This window comes from Rhodopseudomonas infernalis (assembly GCF_022271405.1).
In the GTDB taxonomy this organism is placed as follows: Bacteria; Pseudomonadota; Alphaproteobacteria; order Rhizobiales; family Xanthobacteraceae; genus Rhodopseudomonas; species Rhodopseudomonas infernalis.
This window is the reverse complement of sequence record NZ_JAJNAL010000004.1, coordinates 33,782-59,861: the sequence shown is the minus strand read 5'-3', so window position 1 is coordinate 59,861 and position 26,080 is coordinate 33,782. Positions and strand designations below refer to the sequence as shown.

Genomic DNA, 26,080 nt, shown 5'->3' with positions numbered 1-26,080 from the left:
GCTGTGCGCGACGTGATGGGTTACGGCGCAAGTGCGCCTAACCCATCCTACGAGTCCTTATTTGCGGGCACTGCCTTGCCAGACCCACTCCCGTCATGCGCGGGCTTGACCCGCGTATCCATCGCGCGCGTCAGCGCGCTGAAGCGAATCTTTGCGAAGAGGATGGATTGCCGGGTCAAGCCCGGCAATGACGGAGGTGGTGTTGAGAAGCGCGTAACTCATCGCACGACGCTGTGAGCGAAGTGATGGTTACGGCGCAAGTGTGCCTAACCCATCCTACGAGCTGCGCGACGCACGCTTACTTCGCCTTTTCAGCCAGAAACGCCTCGACCTCCGCCCGGCTCGGGCACGCGAACGCGCCGCCCGGCCTGGTGCATTTCAACGCCGCCGCGGCGGAGGCGAAGCGCAGGGCGCTCGGGATGTCCTGGCCTTCGCTGAACGCCACAGCGAAGCCGCCGTGGAAGATGTCGCCGGCGCCGAGCGTGTCGACGACGTGCACCGGGTATGCCGGGGTTTCCTGGAACTGCTGCTTGTCGTCGAGCCACAGCGTGCCCTTGGGCCCCCGCGTCACGGCGACGAACGCGTGGGTCAGCGCCGCGACCTTTTTCAGCGCCGCTTCGTCGTCCTCGATGCCGGCGGTGGCGTGCAGCGCTTCGGCCGAGAAGATCAGATGCGACGAGGCGGTGAGCAGGCCCTGGTTCAGCGACATCGCGCTGTCGATATCGACCACGACCGGAATGCCGCGCTTGCGGGCTTCGGCGCACAGCGGCGTCGCGAAGCCGGCGCAGCGGCTTTCGATCATGATGGCGTCGCAGTCGGCGAGCAATTCGTCCGCGGCCGGCAGGTTGACGTCCCACAGCTTCGGATCGCGGAAGGTGACGATGGTGCGCTCGCCGGTGGGGTCGACCAGCACGGCGGAGATAGGCGTCACCAGCCCCGGCATGTGGATCAGCCCGGAGGTCCCGATGCCTTCCTCGGCGAGCTTGTCGAAGATGAAGCGTCCTGCGATCTCAGTCGCGTCGCCCATCGGACCGCACATCGTTGCCGTGCCGCCGAGCCGGGCGATGCCGATGCCGGCATTGAGCGCGTTGCCGCCGCAGATTTCCTGATAGGCGCTGGCCGGCACCTTGTAACCGCGGCCCGGCACCGCTTCGATCCGGAAGGTGAGGTCGCGGACCGGAATGCCGATGCACAGCACGCGCGGATTGGGCTTGGCGGTGTTGGTCATGATTGTCCTTCCAGCCAGCGGCCGACGAGGTGATGCGCGATCGCGAACGGGTGCGGGCCGGCCAATCCGTCCGGATGCTCGCGCTTCATCATCAGCGTCGCTTCTTCGCGCGAGAACCACCGCGCGTCTTCGAGCTCGGTCAAATCCACCGTGACGTCTTCGCTGGTGGCGGTCGCAGTACAACCAATCATCAGCGAGGATGGGTACGGCCAGGGCTGCGTCATGTAGTAGCGCACGTCGGTGCAGCGGATGCCCGACTCTTCCAGGATCTCGCGGCGGACCGCGTCCTCGATCGTCTCGGCGGCCTCGACGAAGCCGGCGAGGCACGAATACATCCCGGGCGGGAATTGCTTCTGCCGGCCGAGCAGGCACTTCTCGCCCGCCGTCACCAGCATGATCACCACCGGGTCGGTGCGGGGGAAATGCTCGGCCTTGCAGCTCGGGCAATCGCGCTTCCAGCCGCCCTGCGACATCGAGGTGCGGGTGCCGCAATTGGCGCAATAGCCATGGCGCTGATGCCAGTTGACCAGCGACTTCGCCACCGCGATCGCGGAAAGCTGATCCGGCGGCAGCTGGCCCTGCATCGCCATGCCGCGCAGCTCGGCGAGGCCCGCATCGGGCCGGCCGATCAGTTTCTCGGCGGCCGGCGCGCCGATGCCCATGCCGAACACCGCCGCGCCGTCGCGCAGGCCGAGGAAGATCGTGCCGGCGTTGGCGCCGAGTGCCAGCGCTTCCTTGATGGTGAGCAGCGCGCGCGGGCCGCCGTCCTCGTGCTTCACCACCAGCGAATCGCGGTGCACCACATAGGCGCGGGTGTCGCTCTTGTCTTCCATCGCCATCAGCTTGGCGTCGTTCATACGCAGATGCGCGGCGCGGTCGAGCACATGGCTGACGAAGGCCGGCTGGCCCAGAGGGAATGCGCTGCTCATCGGTTCACCCCAGCCAGATCTTGCGCCGGAGCGCGCTGATGAATTGCTGCACTTCTTCCGGATCGTGCGGCAGCGGCGGCATCACGCCCCACACCGGGCGCGGCCAGGCGGGGTCGCTGGAGCGCCGCGCGATGATGTGGACGTGGAGCTGCGGCACCATGTTGCCGAGCGCCGCGATGTTCAGCTTGTCGCATTTGGTGATCTCCTTGAGGGCTCGGCCGACCCGGGAGATCTCGGTCATCAGCTGCGCCTGCTCGACCTCGTCGAGATCGATGATCTCGATCGCGCCGGCGCGGCGCGGCACCAGCAGCAGCCACGGATAGTGCGCGTCCTTGATCACCAGGACGCGGCTCAGCGGCAGATCGCCGATGTTGACGGTGTCTTTTTCGAGCTGCGAGCTCAGCGACCAGTCGGAAGACATTGAGGGTTCCATCGGCCCGTTATGGGCGGGCTCTTGCGTGCGGTGGGGCGCGTCCGGACGCATCCATATCAAGCCCGCCGCGGCGGCGGAAGCGGCGGGACGCGCCGGGAGCGTCGTCTGGCGCATGCCGGCTGCGCGCCGGTCCGGTCGTTTCTGCCCCGGCTTAGCCGAAGGTCCAAAGCCGGCCGGGGCGGCTTGCATTCGGTCGGGTTTGGCTCCAAATAGGGACCGGGAGATTGGCGGTGGACGAGCCACTCGCCAACCGGGTCAGGTCCGGAAGGAAGCAGCCCTAACGAGGTCCGGATCGGGTCGCTCGTCAGTCTCCTACCTGTTTTTTCGGCCGCGCGCCGGCCGTCCGAAGGTGGTGTTTCCCCGGCGGAAGCCGGGTCTGCGTGGGGTGATCCGGTCAGCCGCATGAACCTGCCCCGCCATCACCCCGCTGCGTTCCGCAATCCGGCCCCGACACGCACAGCATTGCGGACTGATCGATGAGCGATTCTGGCGTTCCCGCCGACACCCCGACGTCTCCGGCCGCCACCGAAGCAGCCGCTCCGGCCGGCGCCTATCGGGTGCTGGCGCGTAAATATCGTCCCAACAGCTTCGAGGATCTGATCGGCCAGGAAGCGGTGGTGCGCACCGTTTCCAACGCGTTCGACACCGGGCGAATTCCGCAGGCCTGGATCCTCACCGGCGTCCGCGGCGTCGGCAAGACGACGACCGCCCGTATCCTGGCGCGCGCGCTGAATTACGAGATGCCGGACGGCTCGGTGAAGGGGCCGACCATCCACATGCCGGTGCATGGCGTGCACTGCAAGGCGATCATGGAAAGCCGGCACATGGACGTGCTGGAAATGGACGCCGCCTCGCACACCGGCGTCGACGATGTCCGCCAGATCAACGACAGCGTGCGCTACGCGCCGGCCTCCGCGCGCTACAAGGTCTACATCATCGACGAAGTCCACATGCTGTCGACGGCGGCGTTCAACGCCTTCCTGAAGACGCTGGAGGAGCCGCCGGAGCACGCCAAATTCGTGTTCGCCACCACCGAGATCCGCAAGGTGCCGGTGACGGTGCTGTCGCGCTGCCAGCGCTTCGATTTGCGCCGCGTCGAGGCCGACGTGCTGATGACGCATCTCGGCAATATCGCCCAGAAGGAAGGCGTCGAGGTCGAGCCCGAGGCGCTCGGCATCATCGCCCGCGCGGCCGAAGGCTCGGTGCGCGATTCGCTGTCGCTGTTCGACCAGGCGATCGCCCATGCGGCGGGGCTTGTTCGCGCCGATCAGGTCCGGCAGATGCTCGGCCTTGCCGACCGCACCCGCGTGATCGAGCTGTTCGACGCGCTGGCGCGCGGCGATATCGCGGCCGCCTTCGCCGAATTCCGCGATCAATACGACACCGGTGCCGATCCGGTGGTGGTGCTCAGCGATCTGGCTGAATTCGTCAATTTCGTCACCCGCGTGAAGATCGTGCCGGCGATCGCCGACAATGTGGCGTTCGGCGAGACCGAGCGGATGCGCGGCCGCGAGTTCGCCACCAAGCTGTCGATGCGGGTGCTGTCGCGGATGTGGCAGATGTTGCTGAAGGGCATCGCCGAGGTGCAGGGCGCGACGCGTCCCGCCGCGGCCGCCGAGATGGTGCTGGTGCGGATCGCCTATGCGGCCGATCTGCCGACGCCGGACGAAGCGATCCGGATGATCGAGCAGGGCGGCGGCGGTTCACTGCCGTCCGGCGGCAGTGCCCCGCGCGGTGCACCGTCCGCGGCGCCCTCTGCCATGACCTCCGCCACGCCGAGTTATTCGGCGCCGGTCGCGATGTCGTCGCGTGGCGGCGCGACCATGAGCCAGCCATCGATGGCGCGGCCGCAGCCGAGCGCGCTCACTGCCGCGCAGCCCGACGCCGCGGTGCTGAAGATCACCAGCTTTCCGCAACTCGTCGCGCTCGCTTCCGAGCGACGCGACGTGATGACCCGGATGGCGCTCGAAGCCGACGTGCGTCTGGTGCGGATCGAGGACGGCCGGCTCGAACTGGCGCTGGAGCGCACGGCCTCGCGCGCGCTGGTCAGCGACCTCGGGCGCAAGCTCGAGCAATGGACCGGCCGGCGCTGGACCGTGATCGTGTCGAACGAGCCGGGCCAGCCGACGCTGCGCTCGCAGAACGAGGCGATCAAGAACGAGCGCGAACGCGTCGCCGAGAACGATCCCAGGGTCCAGGAAGTGCTGGCGCGCTTTCCCGGCGCCAAGGTGATGGAGGTGCGGCGGCTCGCCGCCGAGCCGGCTGCGGACGATGCTGCTATCGAAGGCGCCGTCGAGCCGGCCGACGAAGACGACGACTTTTAGTTTTCAAGCTCTCTCAAGAAGGAACCCGATCATGGCTGATTTCCTCGGCATGATGAAGCAGGCCGCGCAACTGCAGTCGAAGATGAAGGCGATGCAGGACGAACTCGACCAGATCGAGGTCGAGGGGCTGTCCGGCGGCGGGCTGGTCAAGGTGCGGATGACCGCCAAGATGGAAGTGCGCGGGATTTCGATCGATCCGTCGCTGCTCAAGCCCGACGAAGGTGAAGTGCTTGAAGATCTGATCGTCGCCGCCCTCAGCGACGCCCACCGCAAGGCGGAAGCCGCCATGCAGGAGAAGATGAAGTCGCTGACCGGCGGCCTCGGCCTGCCGCCCGGGCTCGGTCTGGGTTAGTCTTTCTGCGATATCGATTCGCAATCCCACGTCGCCGATCGGCAGCCGCGCACCGCGCCTGCCGACGTTCTGATTCAACACCACGAATGGTGCCGTCCCGATGGCGATTGCGGTCGCTGGCCCCGAGATCGAACGTCTGATCCAGTTGCTGGCGCGGCTGCCCGGATTGGGCCCGCGCTCGGCGCGGCGTGCCGCGCTGCATCTGATCAAGAAGCGTGACGCGCTGATGGGGCCGCTCGCCGCCGCGCTGCAGGTCGCGATCGACAAGATCCAGGTGTGCAAGACCTGCGGCAACATCGACACGCAAAATCCCTGCACGGTGTGCACCGATCCGCGGCGCGACCCGTCGATCATCGTGGTGGTGGCCGACGTCGCGGATCTGTGGGCGCTCGAACGCGCTTCTGCCACGAACGGTCGGTACCACGTGCTCGGCGCGACGCTGTCCCCCCTCGACGGCGTCGGCCCCGACGATCTGACCATCGATGCGCTGGTGGCGCGCGCCCATGATCCCGCGGTCAGCGAGATCATTCTGGCGCTCAATGCCACGGTCGACGGCCAGACCACAGCACATTACGTCACCGATCTCCTGCAGGACGCCAACGTGAAAGTGACGCGGCTCGCCCATGGCGTGCCGGTCGGCGGCGAACTCGACTATCTCGACGAAGGCACGCTGTCGGCCGCGATGCGGCAGCGGACCTTGTTCTGAACGATGTGGAAGTGGACCCGATGATCGACCGACTGCTCAAGCCCTCGCTGATTCTCGCCGCGCTTGCTTGCCTCACTGTTTCTCCCGCGGCGGCGCAGGGCACCGACAGTCAGGCGGCGCTGCCGAAGCCGACCGCCATGAAGGTCGGCGGCCTGCTCAGCGGCGAACTCACCGCGATGCGCTCGAAAGCCAGGGGCAAGGGCAAGAAGGGGCCGGTGTATCAGCTGGTCAGCGAACCGCGCCGCCTGCCGCCGCCGGCCGGCCTGTGCAATCTCGAGAACGGTCCCGAGACCTTCCAGATCGTGCCCGCCAGCGACAGCCAGGCGGCGCAGCTCAAATCGCATCTCGGCAAGCAGGTGTCGCTGAAGGTCGAAGCCGTCGCCTGCGCCGAAGAGGCCGGGCAATACAGCGAGGCCGTGGTCACCAAGTGGAGCCTGGCGAACTAAGCGGGCCCTCACGCCGTCATTGCGAGGAGCGAAGCGACGAAGCAATCCAGCTCCGCGCACTGCCTCTGGATTGCTTCGCGGAGCCTGTCATCGGGCGGCGCGAAGCGCCGACCCGTTGGCTCGCAATGACGTGCGGAAAGCGTCTTGCTTAAACCCTCACCGGCCCCAACCCAGCAAAATGCCCGCGGCGTTGCAGCCAGGCGAGTAGCACCAGGCTCGGCGCCGCCACTGCGACGCTGATCATGAAGAACAGCGGCCAGCCGGTCGCCTGCGCCACGTAGCCGGCGCCGGCCGACAAATAAGTCCGCCCGACCGCCGACAGCGCCGTCAGCAGCGCATATTGGGTCGCGGTGTGCAGCGGATTCTGGCACAGCGCCGACAGATACGCGACGAAGATCACGGTGCCGATCGCGCCGGTGAAATTCTCGACTGAAATCGCCAGCGCCAGCGCCCATTGGTTGACGCCGACCGTCGCCAGCCAGGCGAACGCGAGATTCGACACCGCCTGCAGCACCGCGCCGATCCACAGACTCGTCACCAGCGAATAGCGCCGTGCCAGATAGCCGCCGGCGAAGCCGCCGATCAGCGTCGCAGCAAGGCCGACGCCTTTGACGATCGCCGCGTAGTCGTTGCGGGTGAAGCCGAGGTCGATCACGAACGGCGCCGTCATCGTGCCGGAAAATGCGTCGGTGAATTTGAACAGCACCACGAAGGCGAGCGCCGCCAGCGCATCCTTGCGGCCGAGAAATTCCGAGAAGGCGCCGACCGCCGCGCGGACCACGCGGGTAAAGGCACTCTCGCCGCTGGTCGCGGCTTCGGCGAGGCGCGACTGCTCCGGCTCGGTCGCCAGCAGCGCCGTCACGGTGCCGATCAGCACCATGCCGGCCATTGTCGCATAGCCCCACATCCAGGCCGTGGAGCGTGCGAGCCCGGTGCCCTCATAGGCGCTGACCAGGAACAGCACGCCGGCGGTCGAGATCAGCATGCCGATCCGATAGGCCGCGACGTAGGACGCCATGCCGGCGGCCTGCTCGTTCTCCGGCAGGCTCTCGACGCGAAACGCATCGACCACGATGTCCTGCGTGGCAGAGGCGGCGGCGACCAGCAGGGCGCCGAGCGCAACGAACACCGGCGCGCGCGCCGGATCGGTCAGCGCCAGCAGCAGGATCGCGGCGATCAGCATCAGCTGCGTGGCGACCAGCCAGCCGCGGCGGCGACCGAACAGCCGCGACAGCAGCGGCACATGCAGTGCGTCGACCAGCGGCGCCCAGATGAATTTCAGCGTGTAGGGCGTGCCGACCAGCGCGAACAGCCCGATGGTGCCGAGATCGACGCCCGACTCCCGCATCCACACCAGCAGCGTCGAACCCGACAGCGCCAGCGGCAGCCCCGACGAGAAGCCGAGAAACAGCACGATCAGCACGCGCGGCTGCAGATACACGGCAAACGCCTCGCGCCAGGTCGGCTTGGGCGCGTCGCTGGATGCGACCGAAGGGTTGGGCGGGGTCTCTGCAGAGGTCATACCGGGTCGTAGCAGATTCGAGGGCAACCGGTCATTCCACCCCGCCATCCGGGCCGGCACCGGCGCCGGCGCTGGCGTCTGCGTGCGTCCACGGCTGCGGCTGCGGCCGCGGCTCGCGGAGATGTTGCCCGAAGCGTCACCGCACCATCACCCGTCATCGCCCGCGCAGGCGGGCGACCCAGTAACCCGTGCTTGCATTGGGGCGCGAAGAGGATCCCCGGGGCGGCTTCGTCGTAAAGCAAGCAGCGCTCTGGGATACTGGCTCACCCGCATTCGCGGGTGATGACGGTGTCGTTGGGGCGAGGTTTCAGCTCGACGCAACCTCGTCGATCTTGAAGGCGCGGGAGCCGAACAGTTCGGTGCGCTCGGGTGCCAGCGGCGCCTCGTGGCTGGGTGCCGAGGCGGGCGCTTCGGCCGACGCTATCGGCGCGGCGGCTTCGGGCGCCGCGAAATCCAGTTCCTCGATCCGTGCGGCGCGGCGTTCGATCTTGTCGGCGGAGACGAGGATCTGCCGGACGTCGTCATTGACCTGGCCGAAATGCGTCTGCAGCTTGGTGACGCGCTCGCGCAGCCGCGCCAGATCGTCGCCGAGATGCAGCACCTCAGTGCGGATCTGGTCGGCGGCGTCGCGCATCCGCGCGTCTTTCAGGATCTGCTGCATCACCTGGATGGCCAGCATCAGCAGCGACGGCGACACCAGCACGATTCGGGCCCGATAGGCCTTCTGGATGACATCGTCGAAGCCGTCGTGGATTTCCGCGTAGACGGATTCCGACGGCACGAACATCAGCGCGGTGTCCTGGGTCTCGCCGGGGATCAGATATTTGCCGGCGATGTCGTCGACATGCCGCATCACGTCGACCCGCAGCCGCTGCGCCGCGGCCTTCTTCTCCGCGTCACTGCGTGCTTCGCGCAGCGCCGTCACCGCCTCGAGCGGAAACTTGGCGTCGATGCACAGCGGCCGCTGGTCGGGCAGCAGCACCACGCAGTCGGGCCGCTTGCCGGTCGACAGCGTGTACTGGAACGCGTAGCCGCCCTTCGGCAGCCCGTCCTGCACGATCGACTCCATCCGCGCCTGGCCGAACGCGCCGCGCGCCTGCTTGTTGGCCAGCACGTCGCGCAGCGTGGTCACCTGATCGGTCAGTTCGGTGAGGTTGTCGTGGGCGCGGTCGATGATGCCGAGCCGCTCGTGCAGCGCCTGCAGGCTTTCCATGGTGTGCCGGGTCGATTGCGCCATCGACTGCCCCACGCGGTGCGTGACGGTGTCGAGCCGCTCGCTGACGGCGCGCGCCAGCTCGGCCTGCCGCCCGGCCAGCGCCCGGCCCATCGCGTCGACCCGGCCGTTGGCTTCGCTCTGATAGCGGATCAGGTCCGACAGCCGATGCTCCAGGTCGGCGGCGCGGCGGGCCTGGGCCAGCGTGGCCGCATTGCCGCCCTGCAACCCGCGCGCGATCACGGCGACGATCGCCAGCAGCACCAGCAGCGCCATCGCCGCCATCCCGACCAGCGCCGCACCGACGCTGACCGGCGCATCCCCCAGCACAAACAGCACTTCATTCATGGACCGACCGTAGCAGAAGGACTCGTCTTTGCGAACGAAGAGAGAACATTAAACTGAATAGAGTTTTAAGCGTCGGCCGGGCCGAAAGTGGCACCTTCTCCGGTCCGCCCCGGATTGACCGGGCCAGCGCTGCGCCTTAAATCGCCGCTATGGCCCTGCGCGAAATCATCATTCTGCCCGACAAACGACTGCGTGAAATCTCCAAGCCCGTCGCCGAGGTGACGAGCGAGATCCGCAAGCTCGCCGACGATATGTTCGAGAGCATGTACGATGCTCCGGGCATCGGGCTCGCTGCGATCCAGATCGCCGAGCCGGTGCGGCTGATCACGATGGATCTGGTCCGCAAGGAGGGCAACGGCGCCAGCGAGCCGCGCGCCTTCATCAATCCCGAGGTGATCGGCTCGTCGGCCGAGTTGAACATTTACGAAGAAGGCTGCCTGTCGATCCCCGAATACTACGCCGAGGTCGAACGGCCGAAGACGGTGCGGATCCGCTACACCGATCTCGACGGCAACGTGAAGGAAGAGGACGCCGACGGCCTGTTCGCGACCTGCATCCAGCACGAGATCGACCACCTCAACGGCGTGCTGTTCGTCGACCATATCTCGAAGCTGAAAAAGGCGATGGTGGTCCGCAAGTTCGAGAAGGCCGCCAAGCGCGGCATCAAATACGTCTGAGCGTTCGCGCCGCTGACCGGCGGGCGCGTTGCGGCCGCTTAGCCTCCTCGCCAGACCTGTCCGGGATCGTACGCCATGCCGCTTCGCCTGATTTTCATGGGCACGCCCGACTTCGCGGTGCCGACGCTGATGGCGCTGGCGGCGCATGGCCACGACATCGCGGCGGTCTACACGCGCGAGCCGAAGCCGGCGGGGCGCGGGATGAAGCTGCAGGAGAGCCCCGTCGCGCTCGCCGCGCATCGGCTGCAGGCGCCGGTGCTGACGCCGAAGACGCTGAGGACCGACGAGGCGCTCGCCAATTTCCGCGCCCATGAGGCCGACGCCGCCGTGGTGGTCGCCTACGGCATGATCCTGCCGCAGCCGATCCTCGATACGCCGCCGCTCGGTTGCTACAACCTGCACGGCTCGCTGCTGCCGCGCTGGCGCGGCGCCGCGCCGCTCAACCGCGCCATCATGGCGGGCGATGCCGAAACCGGCGTGATGGTGATGAAGATGGACGCCGGCCTCGACACCGGCGACGTCGCGATGGCCGAGCGGATCGCCATCACCGACGCGATGACCGTCACCGACGTCCACGACGCACTCGCGCGGCTCGGCGCCGACCTGATGGTGCGGGCGATGGCGGCGCTGGAGCGCGGCGGGCTGCAGCTCAGCAAACAGCCCGAGGACGGCGTCACCTACGCGGCCAAGATCGACAAGGCCGAAGCCCGGATCGACTTCGCGCAACCGGCCCGCGCCGTGCTGCGCCATATCCACGGCCTCTCGCCGTTCCCCGGCGCGTGGTGCGAACTGCCGATCGAGGGCGAGGCGGTGCGCATCAAGGTGCTGCGCTGTGCGCTGGCGGAGGGAGCCGGTTCGCCGGGCGAGGTGATTGACGATCAGCTCACCATCGCCTGCGACGGCGGCGCGATCCGCGTGCTGCAACTGCAGCGCGCCGGCAAGCAGCCGATGAGCGCGGACGAATTTTTACGCGGCACGCCGATGGCGAAGGGCGTGCGGGTGAGTTGAAGACCGGACGAGTGCGCTAAGCGTCGTCGCAGGGGCGCCCACCCCATCCTCAGCCGTCACCACCCGCGAAAGCGGGTGGCCCAGTATCCCAGAGCGCTCGTGATCTGTTACTGACGCTCTGCGATACTGGGTCGCCCGGTCGAGCCGGGCGATGACGTGGTTCGTTGGAGTTGCTCAGCGGCCAACAGAAGAAAGCCATGCCCCGCTACAAACTCACCATCGAATATGACGGCGCGCCGTTCTGCGGCTGGCAGTTGCAGCCGGCGCTGCCGTCGGTGCAGGGCGCGCTGGAGGCGGCGGCGCTGGCGACCTGCGGCGAGGCGGTGCGGGTGCATGGCGCCGGCCGCACCGATGCGGGCGTGCATGCGCTCGGGCAGGTGGCGCATGTCGATATTCCAAAACCGTTCCGCGCCGATAAGCTGCGCGACGCGCTGAACGCCCATGTGCGGCCGCATCCGATCGCGATCCTGTCGGCCGAGCTGGTGCCGGATGATTTCGAGGCGCGGTTCTCGGCGATCCGCCGGCACTATCGCTATCGCATCGTCAACCGCCGCTCCAATCTCGCGCTGGAGATCGGCAAGGTCTGGCGCGTGCCGAAGCGGCTCGACACCGACGCGATGCACCGCGCCGCGCAGGTGCTGATCGGCAAGCACGACTTCACCACCTTCCGCGACACCGAGTGCCAGGCATTGTCGCCGGACAAGACGCTCGACGTGCTGGATGTGATCCGCAACGGCGACAATGTCGACGTGATCACTTCGGCGCGCTCCTATCTGCACAGCCAGGTCCGCTCGATGGTCGGATCGCTGGTGTGGGTCGGCGAGGGCCGCTGGACCGCGGACGATCTCGCCGCCGCACTCGCCGCACGCAAGCGCTCCGCCTGCGGCCCGGTGGCGCCGCCGGATGGTTTGTATCTGGTGCAGGTGGATTACTAGTCTAAGCCACGCGCCCGTCATTCCGGGGCGCGCGTAGCGCGAACCCGGAATGACGGGATGTTCTGCGATTCTGTCGTTTCCACAACTGCGGGATTCCGGGTTCGCTCGCGTTGCGAGCGCCCCGGAATGACGGCGTGTTGATTACTTGAAGTATCTCTCCAGCACGCCGCGATAGATCGCGGTGAGCTTGTCGAGATCGCTCACCGGGGTGCGTTCGTCGATCTGGTGCATGGTTTGGCCGACCAGGCCGAATTCGACCACCGGGCAGTACTTGGCGATGAAGCGCGCGTCCGAGGTGCCGCCGCCGGTGTTGAACTCGGGCGTGCGGCCGGTGGCGTCGGCGATCGATGCGGAGACGAGATCGGTGAAGGCGCCGGGCTTGGTGACGAACACGTCGGCGTTCGACGGCAGCCAGTCGATCCGGGCGCGGATGCGGTTGCCGCAGGCGGCGGCGAGCCGCTGCTCGACCAGCGCGCGCAGCGTTTCTTGCGTGTGGTGATCGTTAAAGCGGATGTTGAACTTGGCGCGGGCCTGCGCCGGGATCACGTTGGTGGCCGGATTGCCGACGTCGACCGAGGTGAATTCGAGATTGGACGGCTGGAATTGCGCCGAGCCGGCGTCGAGCGGCTCGTCGTTCAGCGCAGTAATCAGCGCGGCGATATCGGGGACCGGGTTCGATGCGCGATGCGGATAGGCGACGTGGCCCTGCTGACCATCGACGATCAGCACGCCGGACTGCGAGCCGCGCCGGCCGATCTTGATGGTGTCGCCGATCGTCTCGACATTGCTCGGCTCGCCGACGATGCAGTGATCGAAGGTTTCGCCACGCTCCGCCGCCCATTGCAGCAGCTTGACGGTGCCGTTGACGGCGACGTCTTCCTCGTCGCCGGTGATCAGGAACGAGATCGAACCTTTGGGGTTGCCGCCGTTCGCCGCCAGATAGTCCAGCGTCGCCGCCACCGCGCAGGCGATGCCGCCCTTCATGTCGACCGCGCCGCGGCCGTACAGCAGGCCATCCGCCACATCGCCCGAGAACGCGCCGTGGCTCCACGCGCTGTCCTCGCCGGGCGGTACCACATCGGTGTGGCCGGCGAAGCAGAGATGCGGGGTGGTGGTGCCGATCCGCGCATAGAGATTGTCGATGTCGGCGGTGCCGGGCTCGCTGAAGGTGACGCGGTGCACGGCGAAGCCGGCGTCCGTCAGCAGCGCTTCCAGCACGCCGAGCGCGCCGGCATCTGCCGGCGTCACCGACGGGCAGCGCAGCAGCGCTTGCGCGATATCGAGCGCGGTCGCGGTCACATCAGTCTCGCAGCAATTCGTTAATCGAGGTCTTCGACCGGGTGCGCTCGTCGACGCGCTTGACGATCACCGCGCAGGCGGTGGCCGGGCCGGGATTGCCGTTCTTCAGCGGCTTGCCGGGCAGCGTGCCGGGCACCAGCACGGCATATTCGGGCACTTCGCCGATGAAGGTTTCGCCGGTTTCGCGGTCGACGATCTTGGTCGAGGCGCCGAGGAACACGCCCATCGCCAGCACCGCGCCCTTGCGGACGATCACGCCCTCGGCGACTTCCGAGCGGGCGCCGATGAAGCAGTCGTCCTCGATGATCACCGGGCCGGCCTGCAGCGGCTCCAGCACGCCGCCGATGCCGACGCCGCCGGAGATGTGCACGCGCTTGCCGATCTGCGCGCAGGAGCCGACCGTCGACCAGGTGTCGACCATGGTGGCCTCGTCCACATAGGCGCCGAGATTGACGAAGGACGGCATCAGCACGGCGTTCTTGGCGATGAAGGCGGAGCGGCGCACGATCGCGCCCGGCACGGCGCGGAAGCCGGCTTCACGGAAACGGTTCTCGCCCCAGCCCTCGAACTTCGACGGCACCTTGTCCCACCAATTGGCGCCGCCGGGGCCGCCCGCGATGGTGCTCATATCGTTCAGCCGGAACGACAACAGCACCGCCTTCTTCAGCCACTGGTTGACTTTCCAGGTACCGGACGCCTCGCGCTCCGCCACCCGCGCCTCGCCCTTGTCGAGCAACTCGAGCGCCTGCTCGACCGCATCCCGAACCTCACCCTTGGTCGCCGCGCTGACCGTGTCGCGCGCGTCGAAAGCGGTGTTGATGGTGGATTCGAGATGAGACAGCGACATCGGGAGGTCCTTGGGGGCAGACGTTGACAATAAACGCGGGTGTTTCCGCTTTGTCCGGATTCGCCGGTCAGGAGTCAAGGCGATCACCCCACTCTCCCACGTCATCGCCCGACTTGATCGGGCGACCCAGTATCGCAGAGCATCGGTCGTAGGAGATGGCGGTGCGGCAGTTCTACGTCTACATCCTGGCCAGCAGCATCGGCGGCACGCTCTACACCGGCGTCACCAATGACCTGGTTAGGCGCGTGGCTGAGCACAAGTCGAAACAAGTGCCCGGCTTCACCAAGGACTATGGCGTTGACCGGCTGGTTTACTTCGAGATTTTCGACGACGTTAAGCACGCTATCCAACGTGAGAAGCGACTTAAGAAATGGCCGCGCGACTGGAAGGTGCAGTTGATCGAACAGCAAAATCCGGATTGGAATGATCTGTATCCGGGGATTGCTCGAACGGGATAAGCGAACGCACTGGGATACTGGGTCGCCCGGTCAAGCCGGGCGATGACTTGGGATTTGTGGTGACGCTGCGGCTCACCGCACCTCGAGCTTCGCCAGAAACCCCGTCAGATCGTCCGTGACGTGATCGACATGCGCGGCGTCGCGGCCTTCGAGTTCCCAGTCTTCGCGGACCACTTGCTGGCTGCCATCGGGCACCACCAGCACGGTGGTCATGCCGAGTTGGTGCGGCACCGCGAGGTTGCGGGCGAGGTCTTCGAACATGGCGGCTTTGGCGGGATCGACGCCGTGCAGCGTCAGGAAGCGGTGATAGGTCTGGGCCGCGGGCTTCGGCTCCAGTTCGGCCGCGACGATGTCGAACACCGCTTCGAAGTGATGGCCGATGCCGAGCCGCTCCAGCACCTTGCCGGCGTGGGCGACTGATCCATTGGTCAGTATCAGCTTGCGGCCGGGCAGCCGCGCGATCGCTTCGCCCATCGCCGGGTTCGGCTCCAGCGGCGAGTGGTCGATCGCATGCACATAGGCCAGGTAATCATCGGCGCTGACGCCGTGCTCGGTCATCATGCCGCGCATCGTGGTGCCGTAGCGCTTGTAGTAGTCCTTCTGAATCTTGAACGCGTCTTCCGGCGTCACCTTCAGCCAGTCGGCGACGAAATCGCGGATCCGGACGTCGACCTGTTGCCACAGATTGACGTGATGCGGGTACAGCGTGTTGTCGAGATCGAATACCCAGGTCTCGACGTGATCGAAGCCGCGTTGGCCGAGTTGCATCATGGCGTGGTGAACCTGATTGTCTGGCCGCCGCGGGACAGATCGACCGGCGCGAAGCCGACGGCGTTGAGGCCGCGCGCCGAGCAGTCGCCCTGCTCGCTGATTTCGAATTTGCTGTCGCGCGTGCACAGCAGCGTCGCGCCGCCCCAGTTCAGGGCCTTGCCCTTGATCAGCACCGGGCGGGCGTTGTCGTCGACCGCTTCGGCAAAGCTGAACACGCGCTTGGGCTGAGCGGATAGGTCGGGGCGCAGGCATTTGCCGGCTTCGACGCGGTACCAGCCGCGGCTGGTGATGGTCTTGCCGTCGTCTTCGGCGACCGCCGCCATCACCCGGCTCCTGGTGTCGTTGCACCAGGTCAGCCCGGTGGCGGACGGCGATTCGAGCGCCTTGATGATGGTGTCGAAGAAATCCGGTGCGTTGACGGCGTCCGATTTGAGCCCGCTTTTGCGCAGGAAGTTCGCGAGCGCGGCCTGCGTCTTGGGGCCGTCGACGCCGTCGATCGGGGAGGCGTCGTAGCCGGCGATCACCAGCAGGCGCTGGATGGCGGCGAGCTTGGCCTGTTCGTCGTCGTATTCGCTGTCCTCGGCCAGATACGCCACCATCGTGCCGTCTTCGGTCTGGGTCGGCTTGATCTCGGTGAAGCCGGCGAGCGTCTGGCCGCTGCGGCACTGCCGCGCGGCGGCGATGACGAAATTGTCGGAGGCGACGCAGAGCCGGTCGGTGCCGTTCTGCGGCACCGGGGACGCGCCATAGACCGGGAGCGAGCGCGCATGCAGCATCACGCGGTCGGCCGTCAGCGCGCCCTGCAGCACGACGCGGCACTGCGCCGGATCGATCTTGAACCAGCCGCGTGTCGCCGTGCTGGTTTTGTCGTCGATGCCGATCGCGGCCTCGATCACGTAGCTCATGCGGTTGCAGAGCTTGAGATCGGCATGGGCGGCGGTTGCGCTGATCATCAGCGCGGACGCCCCGGCGAAAAGCGTCCGCCACAAGCACGACCTCATGGTGAGGAGGCGCGCGAAGCGCGTCGTCTCGAACCATGCGGCCGCGCGGCCATCCTTCGAGACGACTGGCTTCGCCCTTCGGGCGCAGCCAGTCTCCTCAGGATAAGGGCTGTGGTGGTGGATAGACTGTTGTGCGATTAGCAGACGAGCCGAACTACGCGCCTTCGTCATGCCCGGGCTTGTTCCGGGCATCCACGCCTTGAGCGCAAGCCAGGAACAAAGACGTGGATGGCCGGGACGAGCCCGGCCATGACGGATACAAGTTGTTTCGGCGGCGCCGCGGCGCATCACTTGTGGATCAGCGTGCCGGTGCCCTGGTTGGTGAACAGTTCGAGCAGCACGGCGTGCGGGACCTTGCCGTCGAGGATGACGACGCCTTCGACGCCCTGTTCGAGCGCGTAGATGCAGGTCTCGACCTTGGGGATCATGCCGCCCGAGATGGTGCCGTCGGCGATCAGCTTGCGGGCGTCCTTGATCGACAGTTCGGGGATCAGCTTCTTGTTCTGATCGAGCACGCCGGGCACGTCGGTCAACAGCAGCAGGCGCTTGGCCTTCAGCGCGCCGGCGACGGCGCCCGCGAAGGTGTCGGCGTTGACGTTGAAGGTCTGGCCGTCGCCGGAGCTCGCCAGCGGCGCCAGCACCGGAATCAGCTCGTGGCCGATCAGCTGATTGAGCAGCGTCAGGTCGACTTTCTCGGGTTCGCCGACGAAGCCGAGGTCGATCACTTCCTCGATCCGCGAATCCGGATCCACCATGGTCCTTGTCGCCTTGGTGGCGGTGACCATGTTGCCGTCCTTGCCGCACAGGCCGACCGCCTTGCCGCCGGCCTCGTTGATGTAGCCGACCAGCTGCTTGTTGATCGAACCGGCCAGCACCATCTCGACGATCTCGATGGTGGCGCCGTCGGTGATGCGCAGGCCGGCGGCGAATTCGGACTTGATGCCGAGCCGCTTCAGCATGGTGGCGATCTGCGGGCCGCCGCCATGCACCACAACCGGGTTCACGGCGGTCTGTTCGAGCAGCACGATATCGCGCGCGAATGCCCTGGCGGTTTCCTCGGCGCCCATGGCGTGGCCGCCGTATTTGATCACGATGGTTTCCTCGTCGTAGCGCTGCATATGCGGCAACGCCTCGGACAGGATCCGAGCCTGGTCGAGCGGGCTGATGACGGGCACGTCGGTCATTGAACGGGACTCTCGGGATGATTCTGGGCGGGATGATTCTGAGACTGAGCGGTGCGACGAACCGCTAGCATTTCGGCGCGGCCGATCCTAGAGCAGACCGCTCACCAGCCCATGCGTGGCCCGCGGGCCGTTTCGCCGCCTCAGCGGCGCGGCGCGAACGCGCCGGCGATCGCCAGCAGCAGCCAGCTGCCGATCAGCAGCGTGCCGCCGGTCGGAGCGGCCATCGGGAACAGCCCGTGGCCGGCGAACTGGCGCAGCGTCAGGTCGCCGGCGAACAGCGCGGTGCCGAGCAGCAAACCGAACGTGGCGGCAAGGCCTGGAATACGATGGATCAGGCTGTGTTCGGCCAGCAAGGTCGCCGCCAGCACGGCGCTGGCATGAAACAGCAGCATCGACGAGGCCGGACCGAGCCGGCCAGCGTCCGGCACATGCGCGGCCGCGGCGGCAAGCGCCACCCCGGCGGCGCCGAACAGGCCGGCGAACACGATCAGCAGGCGGGTCAGCGTGGCCATCAGCGGCGCTCGTCGAGCAGTCGAATCATCGCGGCGCGCAGCTCAGGCATGCCATCGCCGGTGCGCGACGAAGTGGTGAGCACCTCGGGGAACGCCGCGGGATGCTTGGCCAGCACGAGCTTGGTGGCCTCGAGGCGCCCGGCGAGGTCGGCGGCTTTGACCTGGTCGGCCTTGGTCAGCACGATCTGGTAGCTGACGGCGGATTTATCGAGCGTCTTCAGAATATCGAGATCGACGTCCTTGAGGCCGTGGCGGCCGTCGATCAGCACGTAGACGCGGGCCAGCGTGGCGCGGCCCTGCAGGAATTTGTGGATCAGCGTGGTCCACGACGCCACCTTGGACTTGGAGGCGGCGGCGTAGCCGTAGCCCGGCATGTCGACCAGCCGCAGCCCGGCGTTGGGCGGACCTTCGAAGAAGATCAGCTCCTGGGTGCGGCCCGGCGTGTGCGAGGTGCGGGCCAGCGCGTTGCGGCCGGTCAGCGCGTTGATCAGGCTGGACTTGCCGACATTGGAGCGGCCCGCGAACGCGATCTCGACGCTGCCCATCGGCGGCAGCGTCTCGATCGACGGCGACGCCCAGATGAAATGCCAGTCGCCCGCAAACATCTTGCGGCCGCGTTCGATCAGGTCGGGATCATGGCTGTCGGTCATCGGGCTTCCAAGTCCGAGTATGGCGCGGACGTGCACCCAGAGTAGTGGTGATTCCGGGGCGGGCGCCCTTGGCGCGCGAACCCGGAATCTCGCGTTGTAACAACTGCGGGGATTCCGGGGTCGCGAGCTACGCTCGCGCCCCGGAATGACGGCCCGTGGCGAACGTCACGCCGTCTTCTTCTTCTTGCTGAACGACGATTTGAGGTTGTCGAACAGCTCCACCTTCACGCCGTTGCGGCGCATGATGTAGGCCTGCTGGATCACCGACAGCGTATTGTTCCAGGCCCAATAGATCACCAGACCGGCCGGGAAGTGCGCCAGCATGAAGGTGAAGATCACCGGCATCCAGGCGAAGATCATCTGCTGCGTCGGATCCGGCGGCTGCGGATTGAGCTTCATCTGGAACCACATGGTGAAGCCCATCACCAGCGGCCAGGCGCCGAGCACCAGATAGTGGCCGAGCACCGGGATCGAGGTCGGATCGAACGGCACCAGTCCGAACAGGTTGAACAGGTTGGTCGGATCGGCTGCCGAAAGATCTCGAATCCAGCCGAAGAACGGCGCGTGCCGCATTTCGATGGTGACGAACAGAACCTTGTACAGCGAGAAGAATACCGGGATCTGCAGCAGGACGGGAAGACAGCCGGCGACCGGATTGATCTTCTCCTTGCGGTAGATCTCCATCATCTCCTGCTGCTGCTTCACCTTGTCGTCCGGATGACGCTCCTTCAGGGCGACGAGCTGGGGCTGGATCGCCTTCATCTTGGCCATCGAGGCGTAGGACTTGTTGGCGAGCGGCAGGAAGATCAGCTTGACCAGCACCGTCACCAGCAGAATGGCGACGCCGAAATTCCCCACCAGGTGGAAGAAGAAGTCGAGCGCCAGGAACATCGGCTTGGTGATGAAGTAGAACCAGCCCCAGTCGATCAGCAGGTCGAAATGGTTGAGCCCGAGCTGCTGATTGTAGCCGCCCAGACCCGCGAACGGGAAGTTGATGCCGACGACGCGCGCTTCCTTGGCGCCAGCGAACAGCCGCGCGGTCGCGGTCGCGGTGCCGCCGATCGGAACCGTCTTGGCGTCTTCGAGATAATCGGTCTGGTAGGTGCGGGTGGCGCCGACCTGGTTGGACGAGAACCGCGCCTGCAGCTGCGCGTTGGTGTCCGGCAGCAGCGCCGAGGCCCAGTATTTGTCGGTGATGCCGAGCCAGCCGTTGGTGACGTTCTTGAAGTCGACCACCTTGGCTTCGTCGATCTTGGCGTAGGTCTTTTCCTGCAGGCCCTGCTCGCCGAGATAGCCGATCAGGCCTTCATGCAGGATGTAGTAGCCCTCGACGTGCGGCGTGCCGTGGCGCGAGATCAGCGCGAACGGATACAGCGTCACGGCGGCGCCACCGGTGTTGGTGACGTCGTCCTTCACGGTGAACAGGAAATGGTCGTCGACCGCGATCTGGCGGTGGAACGTCAGGCCTTCGCCATTGTCCCATTTCAGCGTCACCGGGCTCGTCGGCGTCAGCGCGCCCGAGCCTTCCTGTTCCCACGCGGTGTTCTGGTCGGGCAGCTTGACGTTCGACCCCGCGGCGCCGACCCAGCCGAATTCGGCGTAGTACGGATTGGCGCTGCCGGACGGCGAGAACAAATGGATCGGCGGCGACTTCGGGTCGACGGTTTCGCGGAACTGGATCAGCGCGAGGTCGTCGAGCCGCGCGCCCTTCAGCGACAGCGAGCCCGACAGCCGCGGAGTCTCGACCTTAATGCGCGGCGATGCCGCGATCGCAGCCTCGCGGCTGAGCGTCGGGGCGTTGGCGGCCGGAGACGTCGCGCCCGGGGCGGTCGGAGCGCCGGGAGCACCAGGCGTGGCCGGAGCCGGGGGCGCACCCGGCGTCGTCGCGGCGGGCGACTGCGCCTGCTGCTTGGCGGCCGCCTCCTGTTGCTGCTGCGCCTGCTGGGCGGCGCGCTGCTTTTCCATCTGCGGGATGTTGAAGAAGTACTGCCAGCCGAGCAACACGAGGCCCGACAAAATGACGGCGAGGATGGTGTTGCGATTGTCGGTCATCGGCTCAGGTCTCGCTTCAATCCGGTTTTGGCGACCGCCGCGCAATGCGGTCGAGCGCGGAGCGGAGATCGCCGAGCATGACAGCAAAGTCGCGGCTGAGCGCCGCGCGGCGGCCGATCAGAACATAATCGCTGTTCGGCAGCATGAAACCGCGGTCCGTGCGCTTCACCACTTCGCGCAATCTGCGTCGAATCCGGTTGCGCTCGGTCGCGGTGCCGATCTTCTTGGTCACGGTGAAGCCGACGCGGATCGGACCATCGTCGTCGCGGCGTCGGCTCTGCAGTAAAAAGGCAGGCCCGTTGATCCGCGGCCCGTTGGCAACGGCGAGAAAGTCCGCCCGCTGCCGTAACCGGTCCACGATCTGATCTCGGAGGGGCCCGCTCAGGCGCTCAGACGCTTGCGTCCGCGGGCGCGGCGCGCGGCCAGCACCTTGCGGCCACCAGCGGTGGCGAGACGGGCGCGAAAGCCATGGCGGCGCTTGCGCACCAGTTTGCTGGGTTGATAAGTCCGCTTCACGGCAAGTTCTCCGCTGACCCGGTAAGAGCTTCGAAAGTAAGAGCTTCGAAAGGTTGAGGTAAGCCCGACGATAGGGCTCACGCATGAGCCGAAAGCAGCCCAAAATGAACCGCCCCGGGCAAGCCGGGCCATCGCGGACAGTTGGCGCGGCTTATACGGGAGCGACCTGTTCTCGTCAATTGCGGTGGACGGCGGTTTTGCGGCGTTCGCGCCGGTCGTTTCGCCAGCTTGGTGCGGCGGATCGTGGCAATCGGCAACGCCACGCCGGTCTGGTGCGTAGATGGGTGAACGGTAATTTGACCTTCGGTGGGCGCGGGCGCATCTTGACATATATATCTGGGCGGAATCCACGCGACGGAGGCAGGGCGACGGCGGTGCAGGCAGCGGATCAGAAGCCGGAAACGCACGCATGGCGGCGGGGCCTGGAGCCGAAGATCGGCTTGTCCGGGAAACTGCTGCTGCTGACGATTCCGCTGATCCTGATCGCCGAAATCCTGATCTATGTGCCGTCGATCGCCAATTTCCGGCTGAATCGGCTCAATGATCGGCTCGCCGCCGCCAATACGGCCGCGCTGGTGCTGGACGCCTCGCCGTCCGGCATGGTGCCGGACACGCTGGCGCGTCAGGTGCTCGACAGTATCGACGCCCGCGCGGTGGCGATCAAGATGGGTCAGCAGCGCCGCCTGCTGGCCAGTTCCAATCTTCCGACCACGGTCGACCACGTCGTCGACATGCGTCACGTGACGCCGTGGGGGGCGATCATCGACGCCTTCGTGGTGATGCTGGAGAGCGGCAACCAGACCATCCGGGTGATGGGGCCGGCCGAAGGCAATGCTCAGTTCATCGAAGTCGTGATCGACGAGGCGCCGCTGCGGGTGGCGATGTACCGCTTCTCCAGCAATCTGCTGCTGGTGTCGCTGACCATCACCAGCCTGACCACGGCGCTGATCTATCTGGCGCTGCATTTCCTGTTCGTGCGGCCGATGCGGCGGCTGACCGCCAATATGGTCAATTTCCGCCGCGATCCGGAAAGCCCGGCGTCGATCGTGATTCCCGGTCCGCGCGGCGACGAGATCGGCCTTGCCGAGCGCGAATTGTCCGACATGCAGCGCGATCTGGTGTCGATGCTGCATCAGAAGAGCCGGCTCGCCGCGCTCGGCCTCGCGGTCTCCAAGATCAACCACGATCTGCGCAACCTGCTGGCATCGTCGCAGCTGTTGTCCGACCAGCTCTCCAGCGTGCCCGACCCGCGGGTGCAGCGCTTCGCGCCGAAGCTGGTGCGCTCGCTGGAGCGGGCGATCGCGTTCTGCCAGTCGACGCTGTCCTACGGCCGCGCCCAGGAAGCCGCGCCGGACCGCCGCATGATCCTGATCGAGCCGGTGGTCAACGAGGTGCGCGAAACCGCCGGCCTCGCGGCGGACGGCAACGTCACCTGGGTGACGGCGATCGAGCGCGGGCTGACGATGGACGCCGATCCGGACCAGCTGTTCCGGGTGCTGCTCAATCTGGTACGCAACGCCGCGCAGGCGCTGGAAAGCCAGCCGCGCGGCGACGCCTCGCTGCAGCAGATCCGAATCATCGGCCGCCGCGAAGGCTCGGTCACGATCCTGGAAGTGTCCGACACCGGTCCCGGCGTGCCGCAGAAGGCCCGCGACCATCTGTTCGAGGCGTTCCACGGCTCGGCGCGGGCCGGCGGCTCCGGCCTCGGCCTCGCGATCGCGGCCGAGCTGGTCCGCGCCCATGGCGGCGAGATCAATCTGGTCGAAGGCACGCTCGGCGCCACCTTCCGGATCTCGATCCCCGACCGCCCGGTCGACCTGCACAGCCTCCGCAACGAACGCGCCAGGGCCTGAGCGGTCGGCGCCCGCTCGGGCCGGTTGCGATCGCCGCCGCCTTGCGGGCGTTTCCTGCAGCCTGTCGGCGTCATGAAAAATGGGTGACAAAAAGAGCCATCCCGGCGCTTGCCAAGCCGGAGCGGAGCCGCTAGCTATGGCGGCCTTCGCAGCGCCTCGCCGCTGCGGACAGCTGGCGGCTCCGGGTCCACCCCGCGAGACCGCAGCAGACGCGCCCGTAGCTCAGCTGGATAGAGCACCAGACTACGAATCTGGGGGTCAGAGGTTCGAATCCTTTCGGGCGCGCCAAAGTATACCTGTCCGGCCTTGAGGCATAGGTGACAGATCGTACCTAAGACATGGGTGATAATCTCCTGCCGAACGATTGTCGATTGTCGGCAGGGTTCTCTGCTCCAGGTCGATAAAGCCCAGATCATATTGCATGACGCTGACGAGCCAAATGCCGTCGTCGACTTCCCTGATTCCGATTGCCTGACCGGCGAGCACGGTCGAGACGTTGATCTTTTTTCGGTCCATGCAGATGCGGCCGAAGAGTGGTTTCCTTTTTCAGGGTGAGGTGCATGCGTTTGTGGCGGCCGTTCTGCTGCAGATGGCCGGGCTTGATGCGTGCGCGTCCACCCAGCGTTCGCACATCATCCGACAGATCGTGCATGTGCTTGAGGATGGCCAGCCCGGCCATCAACCGCGTCGGCAGCGGTGGCCGGCCCGGATCGTCGTCATAGACCGCGCCGAACCGCTGTTCGAGAAACCGCCAATCGATCGCGACGGCGAACTTCGCCAGCGGCATGATTGAGGTTGACGATCTGATCGAGCCGGGCCTTGAACAGATCGTTCTGCCCGCTCTCCCGACGCTCCTTCGGCCGCGTGAAAATCCCCATCGCTCCCTGTCTGCGGCGATGGAATCACGACGCGAGCGACAAATCAATTTGCCAGAAAAGCAGCCCCAGCAAGCCAGAAAAACTGGCAAGCATCAATGCTTGCCGCCGCCGAAAACGGATTTTCGCTCGACGGCCTATGTGCTCTTTACGGATGACAACTTACGTCGCATAGACTGCATGCTCGCCGTCACGCTTGGAAAAGTGCTGCAACAACAAGCTGAGCCGCGCCCGCGGGAGCTCCTTGTCGAGGATTGTATCGGGCATGGCTCCCATGACGGCGCTACCGGTCAAATTAGGGCACCCCGGGAATCACGTCATACCCGTCAAATTAAAACACACCTCCCAAGCCCGTTAACCTGATTTCCGTGCCGTTAGCCGACCACCGCCCGCGCTGGCGTCGAGGCCGTCTATACGCTAACGTTGCTCTGGACCACTCGGCGGGGTCCGATCATGACACACACACCTGCAACCCGTCTCCGGTTTATCTCCCGACTCACCAAGAAACTGACCACACAATCAGTTCTGATCGTTGGTCTCTTCGCCCTGCTTGCTACTAGTCCTTTATTTGCTCGTAAGGTATCGGCGCAATCGATCGTTTGTGCGATCACGTCACCCACTTCGCATCGTGGCACCGCAATCTACGAAATTGGCAAGACCTGGACAGGCACACGTGTCTTTCCGGGTAGCGCCGTGACACCGCAAGGCGAACTCGTCGTGGCGTACTACGACGAAAGCAGGTATTTAACGATCGCAGCACTCAACTTGCACACCGGAAGTGTCTGTCGTCGTCACTTGCCATCCCGCTTCGGCGGATGGGATGCGCACAATACCGTTTCCGTTGCTGTCTCGCAGGATGGTGTCCTTCACGTGACCGGAAATCATCATAATAGCCCACTCTTTTATGCCAGCGGCAAGTCCGACAATTTAAGTGCGATCGCGGTTGCGGACATGGTCGGCAAAGAGGAGGATAGGGTGACGTACCCAACTTTCCTTCGCGATCGTACAGGACGGCTTGCATTCTTGTACAGGAATGGTTCGTCTGGGGCCGGCACTTGGTACGTCAACAGATGGGCTGGCACAAAATGGGTACGCGTCGGCGCGGTCTTCGCAGAGAAGGACTCTATCGCTCAGACAAGCGCCTATCCCTCCGCTTTTGTTGCTGACTCTCAGGGGATAACGCATGTGGCGGTGGTTTGGCGTCGTAGCCCTGATCTATCGTCAAACTTTGCGATTTCTTACGTTCAGACGAGCGACTTCCAATCGTGGCGCGGTCTGAGCGGCGCGTTCAAGCGAGGGCCTGTTAGTCCAGAATCTGGCGACGTGATCGACCAACCGGGTCCTCATTCCGGACTCCTGAATTCTGCTCAACTGTATCTGACGCCCGAAGGTAGACCCTTGATACTTTATTTGCGCTACGGTGAAGCTGGAACCGACTCGCTTTACTTGGCCTATGCGAATAATGAAGCTTGGCAGGTTCTGGAACTTGCGAGTTCGAAACGGCGAACGCTGGCCGTGGGCGGTGGTACGGTGAGCGGACTCCCCGTTTTCTCGGTGGCTCAGTCCAACTGGTATTTGCATGTTAAGCTGCGCTTTCCACCAGACGAAGTTCGCCAGTTTGGAATCGATTTGCGTAGCATGACTTTATCGGACACCTCGGTGGCAGCGAGGGAATCACAAGGAGCTTCAGTGCCCCTACCCGAGCTCCCGAAAGGAATGGCCGCACCAATCCATGTACGCCACCCGGTACTGTCTTCGGGGTTTGATGGCGCAGTGGTGGGGCATCTTCACTGGTTCGCCCAGACCCCGAACCGCGACCAAAGTCTGCCCTGCACTCCGGCCGCACCGCACGCATGTGCGCCCCCGCCAGCAACTCTTCGATTTGCAACACCGGGAATAAACGGCTGGCGGTGACATCAACGGTTGTCTCAATCGGCGGTA

At 65.8% G+C, this 26,080-nt stretch carries 26 protein-coding genes, 1 tRNA gene, 1 other RNA gene and 2 pseudogenes; 13 read left to right on the top strand and 17 right to left on the bottom strand.

Translation table 11 applies throughout. The features are described 5' to 3' along the window. Positions 1–298: 298 nt before the first annotated feature. Genes LPW26_RS04645 through LPW26_RS04635 form a run of 3 tightly spaced genes read right to left on the bottom strand, consistent with a single transcriptional unit; the run spans position 299 to position 2,578 of the window. Positions 299–1,228, bottom strand: a complete 930-nt coding sequence (locus LPW26_RS04645; RefSeq protein WP_238733112.1) for a sugar kinase — start codon at positions 1,226–1,228, stop codon at positions 299–301. After that, positions 1,225–2,157: an NAD(+) diphosphatase gene (gene nudC, locus LPW26_RS04640; protein WP_238733111.1), complete on the bottom strand. Its 933-nt coding sequence runs from the start codon at positions 2,155–2,157 to the stop codon at positions 1,225–1,227. Before nudC ends, LPW26_RS04645 begins: the two co-directional genes overlap by 4 nt. 4 nt (positions 2,158–2,161) lie before the next feature. Next, positions 2,162–2,578, bottom strand: coding sequence for an HIT domain-containing protein (locus LPW26_RS04635; protein WP_238733110.1), 417 nt, complete (start codon positions 2,576–2,578; stop codon positions 2,162–2,164). Between the two features lie 231 nt (positions 2,579–2,809). Between LPW26_RS04635 and ffs the strand changes: the two genes are divergently transcribed. The 5 genes from ffs (at position 2,810) to LPW26_RS04610 (ending at position 6,418) form a co-directional block, all read left to right on the top strand. Then, positions 2,810–2,906: signal recognition particle sRNA small type (gene ffs, locus LPW26_RS04630), an RNA gene on the top strand. A 160-nt stretch (positions 2,907–3,066) separates the two neighbouring features. Next, positions 3,067–4,914, top strand: coding sequence for a DNA polymerase III subunit gamma/tau (locus tag LPW26_RS04625; RefSeq protein WP_238733109.1), 1,848 nt, complete (start codon positions 3,067–3,069; stop codon positions 4,912–4,914). A 31-nt stretch (positions 4,915–4,945) separates the two neighbouring features. Further along, a complete protein-coding gene (locus tag LPW26_RS04620) occupies positions 4,946–5,266 on the top strand; it encodes a YbaB/EbfC family nucleoid-associated protein (RefSeq protein ID WP_238733108.1) in 321 nt (106 codons plus the stop codon). A 100-nt stretch (positions 5,267–5,366) separates the two neighbouring features. Continuing rightward, positions 5,367–5,972: a recombination mediator RecR gene (recR, locus tag LPW26_RS04615; RefSeq protein ID WP_054164718.1), complete on the top strand. Its 606-nt coding sequence runs from the start codon at positions 5,367–5,369 to the stop codon at positions 5,970–5,972. A gap of 20 nt (positions 5,973–5,992) precedes the next feature. Then, positions 5,993–6,418 carry a hypothetical protein gene (locus LPW26_RS04610; RefSeq protein WP_238733107.1) on the top strand — a complete coding sequence of 142 codons (426 nt, stop codon included), beginning with the start codon at positions 5,993–5,995 and terminating at the stop codon, positions 6,416–6,418. Positions 6,419–6,566: 148 nt separating this feature from the next. Here the strand turns inward: LPW26_RS04610 and LPW26_RS04605 are convergent, their stop codons facing one another. Together LPW26_RS04605 and LPW26_RS04600 are read right to left on the bottom strand one after the other, a co-directional pair. Continuing rightward, positions 6,567–7,940: an AmpG family muropeptide MFS transporter gene (locus tag LPW26_RS04605; RefSeq protein ID WP_238733106.1), complete on the bottom strand. Its 1,374-nt coding sequence runs from the start codon at positions 7,938–7,940 to the stop codon at positions 6,567–6,569. A 307-nt stretch (positions 7,941–8,247) separates the two neighbouring features. Continuing rightward, the gene (locus LPW26_RS04600) at positions 8,248–9,501 is read right to left on the bottom strand and encodes a DNA recombination protein RmuC (protein WP_238733105.1); all 1,254 of its coding nucleotides are present in this window, start codon (positions 9,499–9,501) and stop codon (positions 8,248–8,250) included. A 149-nt stretch (positions 9,502–9,650) separates the two neighbouring features. Here LPW26_RS04600 and def point away from each other — a divergent pair, with 149 nt between their 5' ends. The 3 genes from def to truA all read left to right on the top strand — a co-directional run bounded on the left by def (position 9,651) and on the right by truA (position 12,121). After that, positions 9,651–10,178 (top strand): peptide deformylase, encoded by a 528-nt coding sequence (gene def / locus LPW26_RS04595; RefSeq protein WP_238733104.1) that lies wholly within the window; start codon positions 9,651–9,653, stop codon positions 10,176–10,178. 75 nt (positions 10,179–10,253) lie between these two features. Next, complete coding sequence (gene fmt, locus LPW26_RS04590; RefSeq protein WP_238733103.1) at positions 10,254–11,186, top strand: methionyl-tRNA formyltransferase; 933 nt, start codon at positions 10,254–10,256, stop codon at positions 11,184–11,186. A 197-nt stretch (positions 11,187–11,383) separates the two neighbouring features. Then, positions 11,384–12,121: a tRNA pseudouridine(38-40) synthase TruA gene (truA, locus tag LPW26_RS04585; protein ID WP_238733102.1), complete on the top strand. Its 738-nt coding sequence runs from the start codon at positions 11,384–11,386 to the stop codon at positions 12,119–12,121. Positions 12,122–12,262: 141 nt separating this feature from the next. On the opposite strand, the gene dapE is transcribed toward truA, so the two are convergent. Together dapE and dapD are read right to left on the bottom strand one after the other, a co-directional pair. Beyond that, positions 12,263–13,420 carry a succinyl-diaminopimelate desuccinylase gene (gene dapE, locus LPW26_RS04580; protein ID WP_238733101.1) on the bottom strand — a complete coding sequence of 386 codons (1,158 nt, stop codon included), beginning with the start codon at positions 13,418–13,420 and terminating at the stop codon, positions 12,263–12,265. 1 nt (position 13,421) lies between these two features. Further along, entirely contained in the window at positions 13,422–14,267 is an 846-nt protein-coding gene (dapD, locus tag LPW26_RS04575) for a 2,3,4,5-tetrahydropyridine-2,6-dicarboxylate N-succinyltransferase (RefSeq protein ID WP_238733100.1), read from the bottom strand. Positions 14,268–14,422: 155 nt separating this feature from the next. Between dapD and LPW26_RS04570 the strand changes: the two genes are divergently transcribed. Further along, complete coding sequence (locus tag LPW26_RS04570) at positions 14,423–14,725, top strand: GIY-YIG nuclease family protein (RefSeq protein ID WP_238733099.1); 303 nt, start codon at positions 14,423–14,425, stop codon at positions 14,723–14,725. A 72-nt stretch (positions 14,726–14,797) separates the two neighbouring features. On the opposite strand, the gene LPW26_RS04565 is transcribed toward LPW26_RS04570, so the two are convergent. From LPW26_RS04565 to rpmH, 8 genes are all read right to left on the bottom strand, one after another. Beyond that, on the bottom strand, positions 14,798–15,496 hold the full coding sequence (locus LPW26_RS04565; RefSeq protein ID WP_238733098.1) for a pyrimidine 5'-nucleotidase: 699 nt from the start codon (positions 15,494–15,496) through the stop codon (positions 14,798–14,800). Continuing rightward, a complete protein-coding gene (locus LPW26_RS04560) occupies positions 15,493–16,497 on the bottom strand; it encodes a DUF1036 domain-containing protein (protein WP_406676991.1) in 1,005 nt (334 codons plus the stop codon). The genes LPW26_RS04565 and LPW26_RS04560 overlap by 4 nt, the downstream gene beginning before the upstream one ends. A gap of 287 nt (positions 16,498–16,784) precedes the next feature. Next, complete coding sequence (gene argB, locus LPW26_RS04555; protein WP_238733096.1) at positions 16,785–17,681, bottom strand: acetylglutamate kinase; 897 nt, start codon at positions 17,679–17,681, stop codon at positions 16,785–16,787. A 140-nt stretch (positions 17,682–17,821) separates the two neighbouring features. Next, positions 17,822–18,193, bottom strand: coding sequence for a DUF423 domain-containing protein (locus LPW26_RS04550; protein ID WP_238733095.1), 372 nt, complete (start codon positions 18,191–18,193; stop codon positions 17,822–17,824). Then, a complete protein-coding gene (yihA, locus tag LPW26_RS04545; RefSeq protein WP_238733094.1) occupies positions 18,193–18,843 on the bottom strand; it encodes a ribosome biogenesis GTP-binding protein YihA/YsxC in 651 nt (216 codons plus the stop codon). The genes LPW26_RS04550 and yihA overlap by 1 nt, the downstream gene beginning before the upstream one ends. Positions 18,844–19,008: 165 nt before the next feature. Continuing rightward, positions 19,009–20,895: a membrane protein insertase YidC gene (yidC, locus tag LPW26_RS04540; RefSeq protein WP_238733093.1), complete on the bottom strand. Its 1,887-nt coding sequence runs from the start codon at positions 20,893–20,895 to the stop codon at positions 19,009–19,011. Between the two features lie 16 nt (positions 20,896–20,911). Further along, a complete protein-coding gene (rnpA, locus tag LPW26_RS04535) occupies positions 20,912–21,253 on the bottom strand; it encodes a ribonuclease P protein component (protein ID WP_238733092.1) in 342 nt (113 codons plus the stop codon). Positions 21,254–21,276: 23 nt separating this feature from the next. Next, complete coding sequence (rpmH, locus tag LPW26_RS04530; protein ID WP_008542748.1) at positions 21,277–21,411, bottom strand: 50S ribosomal protein L34; 135 nt, start codon at positions 21,409–21,411, stop codon at positions 21,277–21,279. 374 nt (positions 21,412–21,785) lie between these two features. Here rpmH and LPW26_RS04525 point away from each other — a divergent pair, with 374 nt between their 5' ends. Beyond that, positions 21,786–23,264, top strand: coding sequence for an ATP-binding protein (locus LPW26_RS04525; protein WP_238733091.1), 1,479 nt, complete (start codon positions 21,786–21,788; stop codon positions 23,262–23,264). 211 nt (positions 23,265–23,475) lie between these two features. Next, positions 23,476–23,552, top strand: a tRNA-Arg gene (locus tag LPW26_RS04520). A gap of 43 nt (positions 23,553–23,595) precedes the next feature. On the opposite strand, the pseudogene LPW26_RS04515 reads toward LPW26_RS04520, so the two are convergent. Together LPW26_RS04515 and LPW26_RS04510 are read right to left on the bottom strand one after the other, a co-directional pair. Next, positions 23,596–23,871, bottom strand: a pseudogene (locus LPW26_RS04515) (transposase); the annotation flags it as partial. A 5-nt stretch (positions 23,872–23,876) separates the two neighbouring features. Beyond that, positions 23,877–24,142: pseudogene (locus tag LPW26_RS04510) on the bottom strand (IS5/IS1182 family transposase); the annotation flags it as partial. Here LPW26_RS04510 and LPW26_RS04505 point away from each other — a divergent pair. Next, on the top strand, positions 24,050–24,502 hold the full coding sequence (locus tag LPW26_RS04505; RefSeq protein WP_238733217.1) for a hypothetical protein: 453 nt from the start codon (positions 24,050–24,052) through the stop codon (positions 24,500–24,502). The pseudogene LPW26_RS04510 and the gene LPW26_RS04505 sit on opposite strands and share 93 nt — an antisense overlap. 90 nt (positions 24,503–24,592) lie before the next feature. Continuing rightward, entirely contained in the window at positions 24,593–26,053 is a 1,461-nt protein-coding gene (locus LPW26_RS04500; protein ID WP_238733090.1) for a BNR repeat-containing protein, read from the top strand. Positions 26,054–26,080 lie beyond the last annotated feature (27 nt).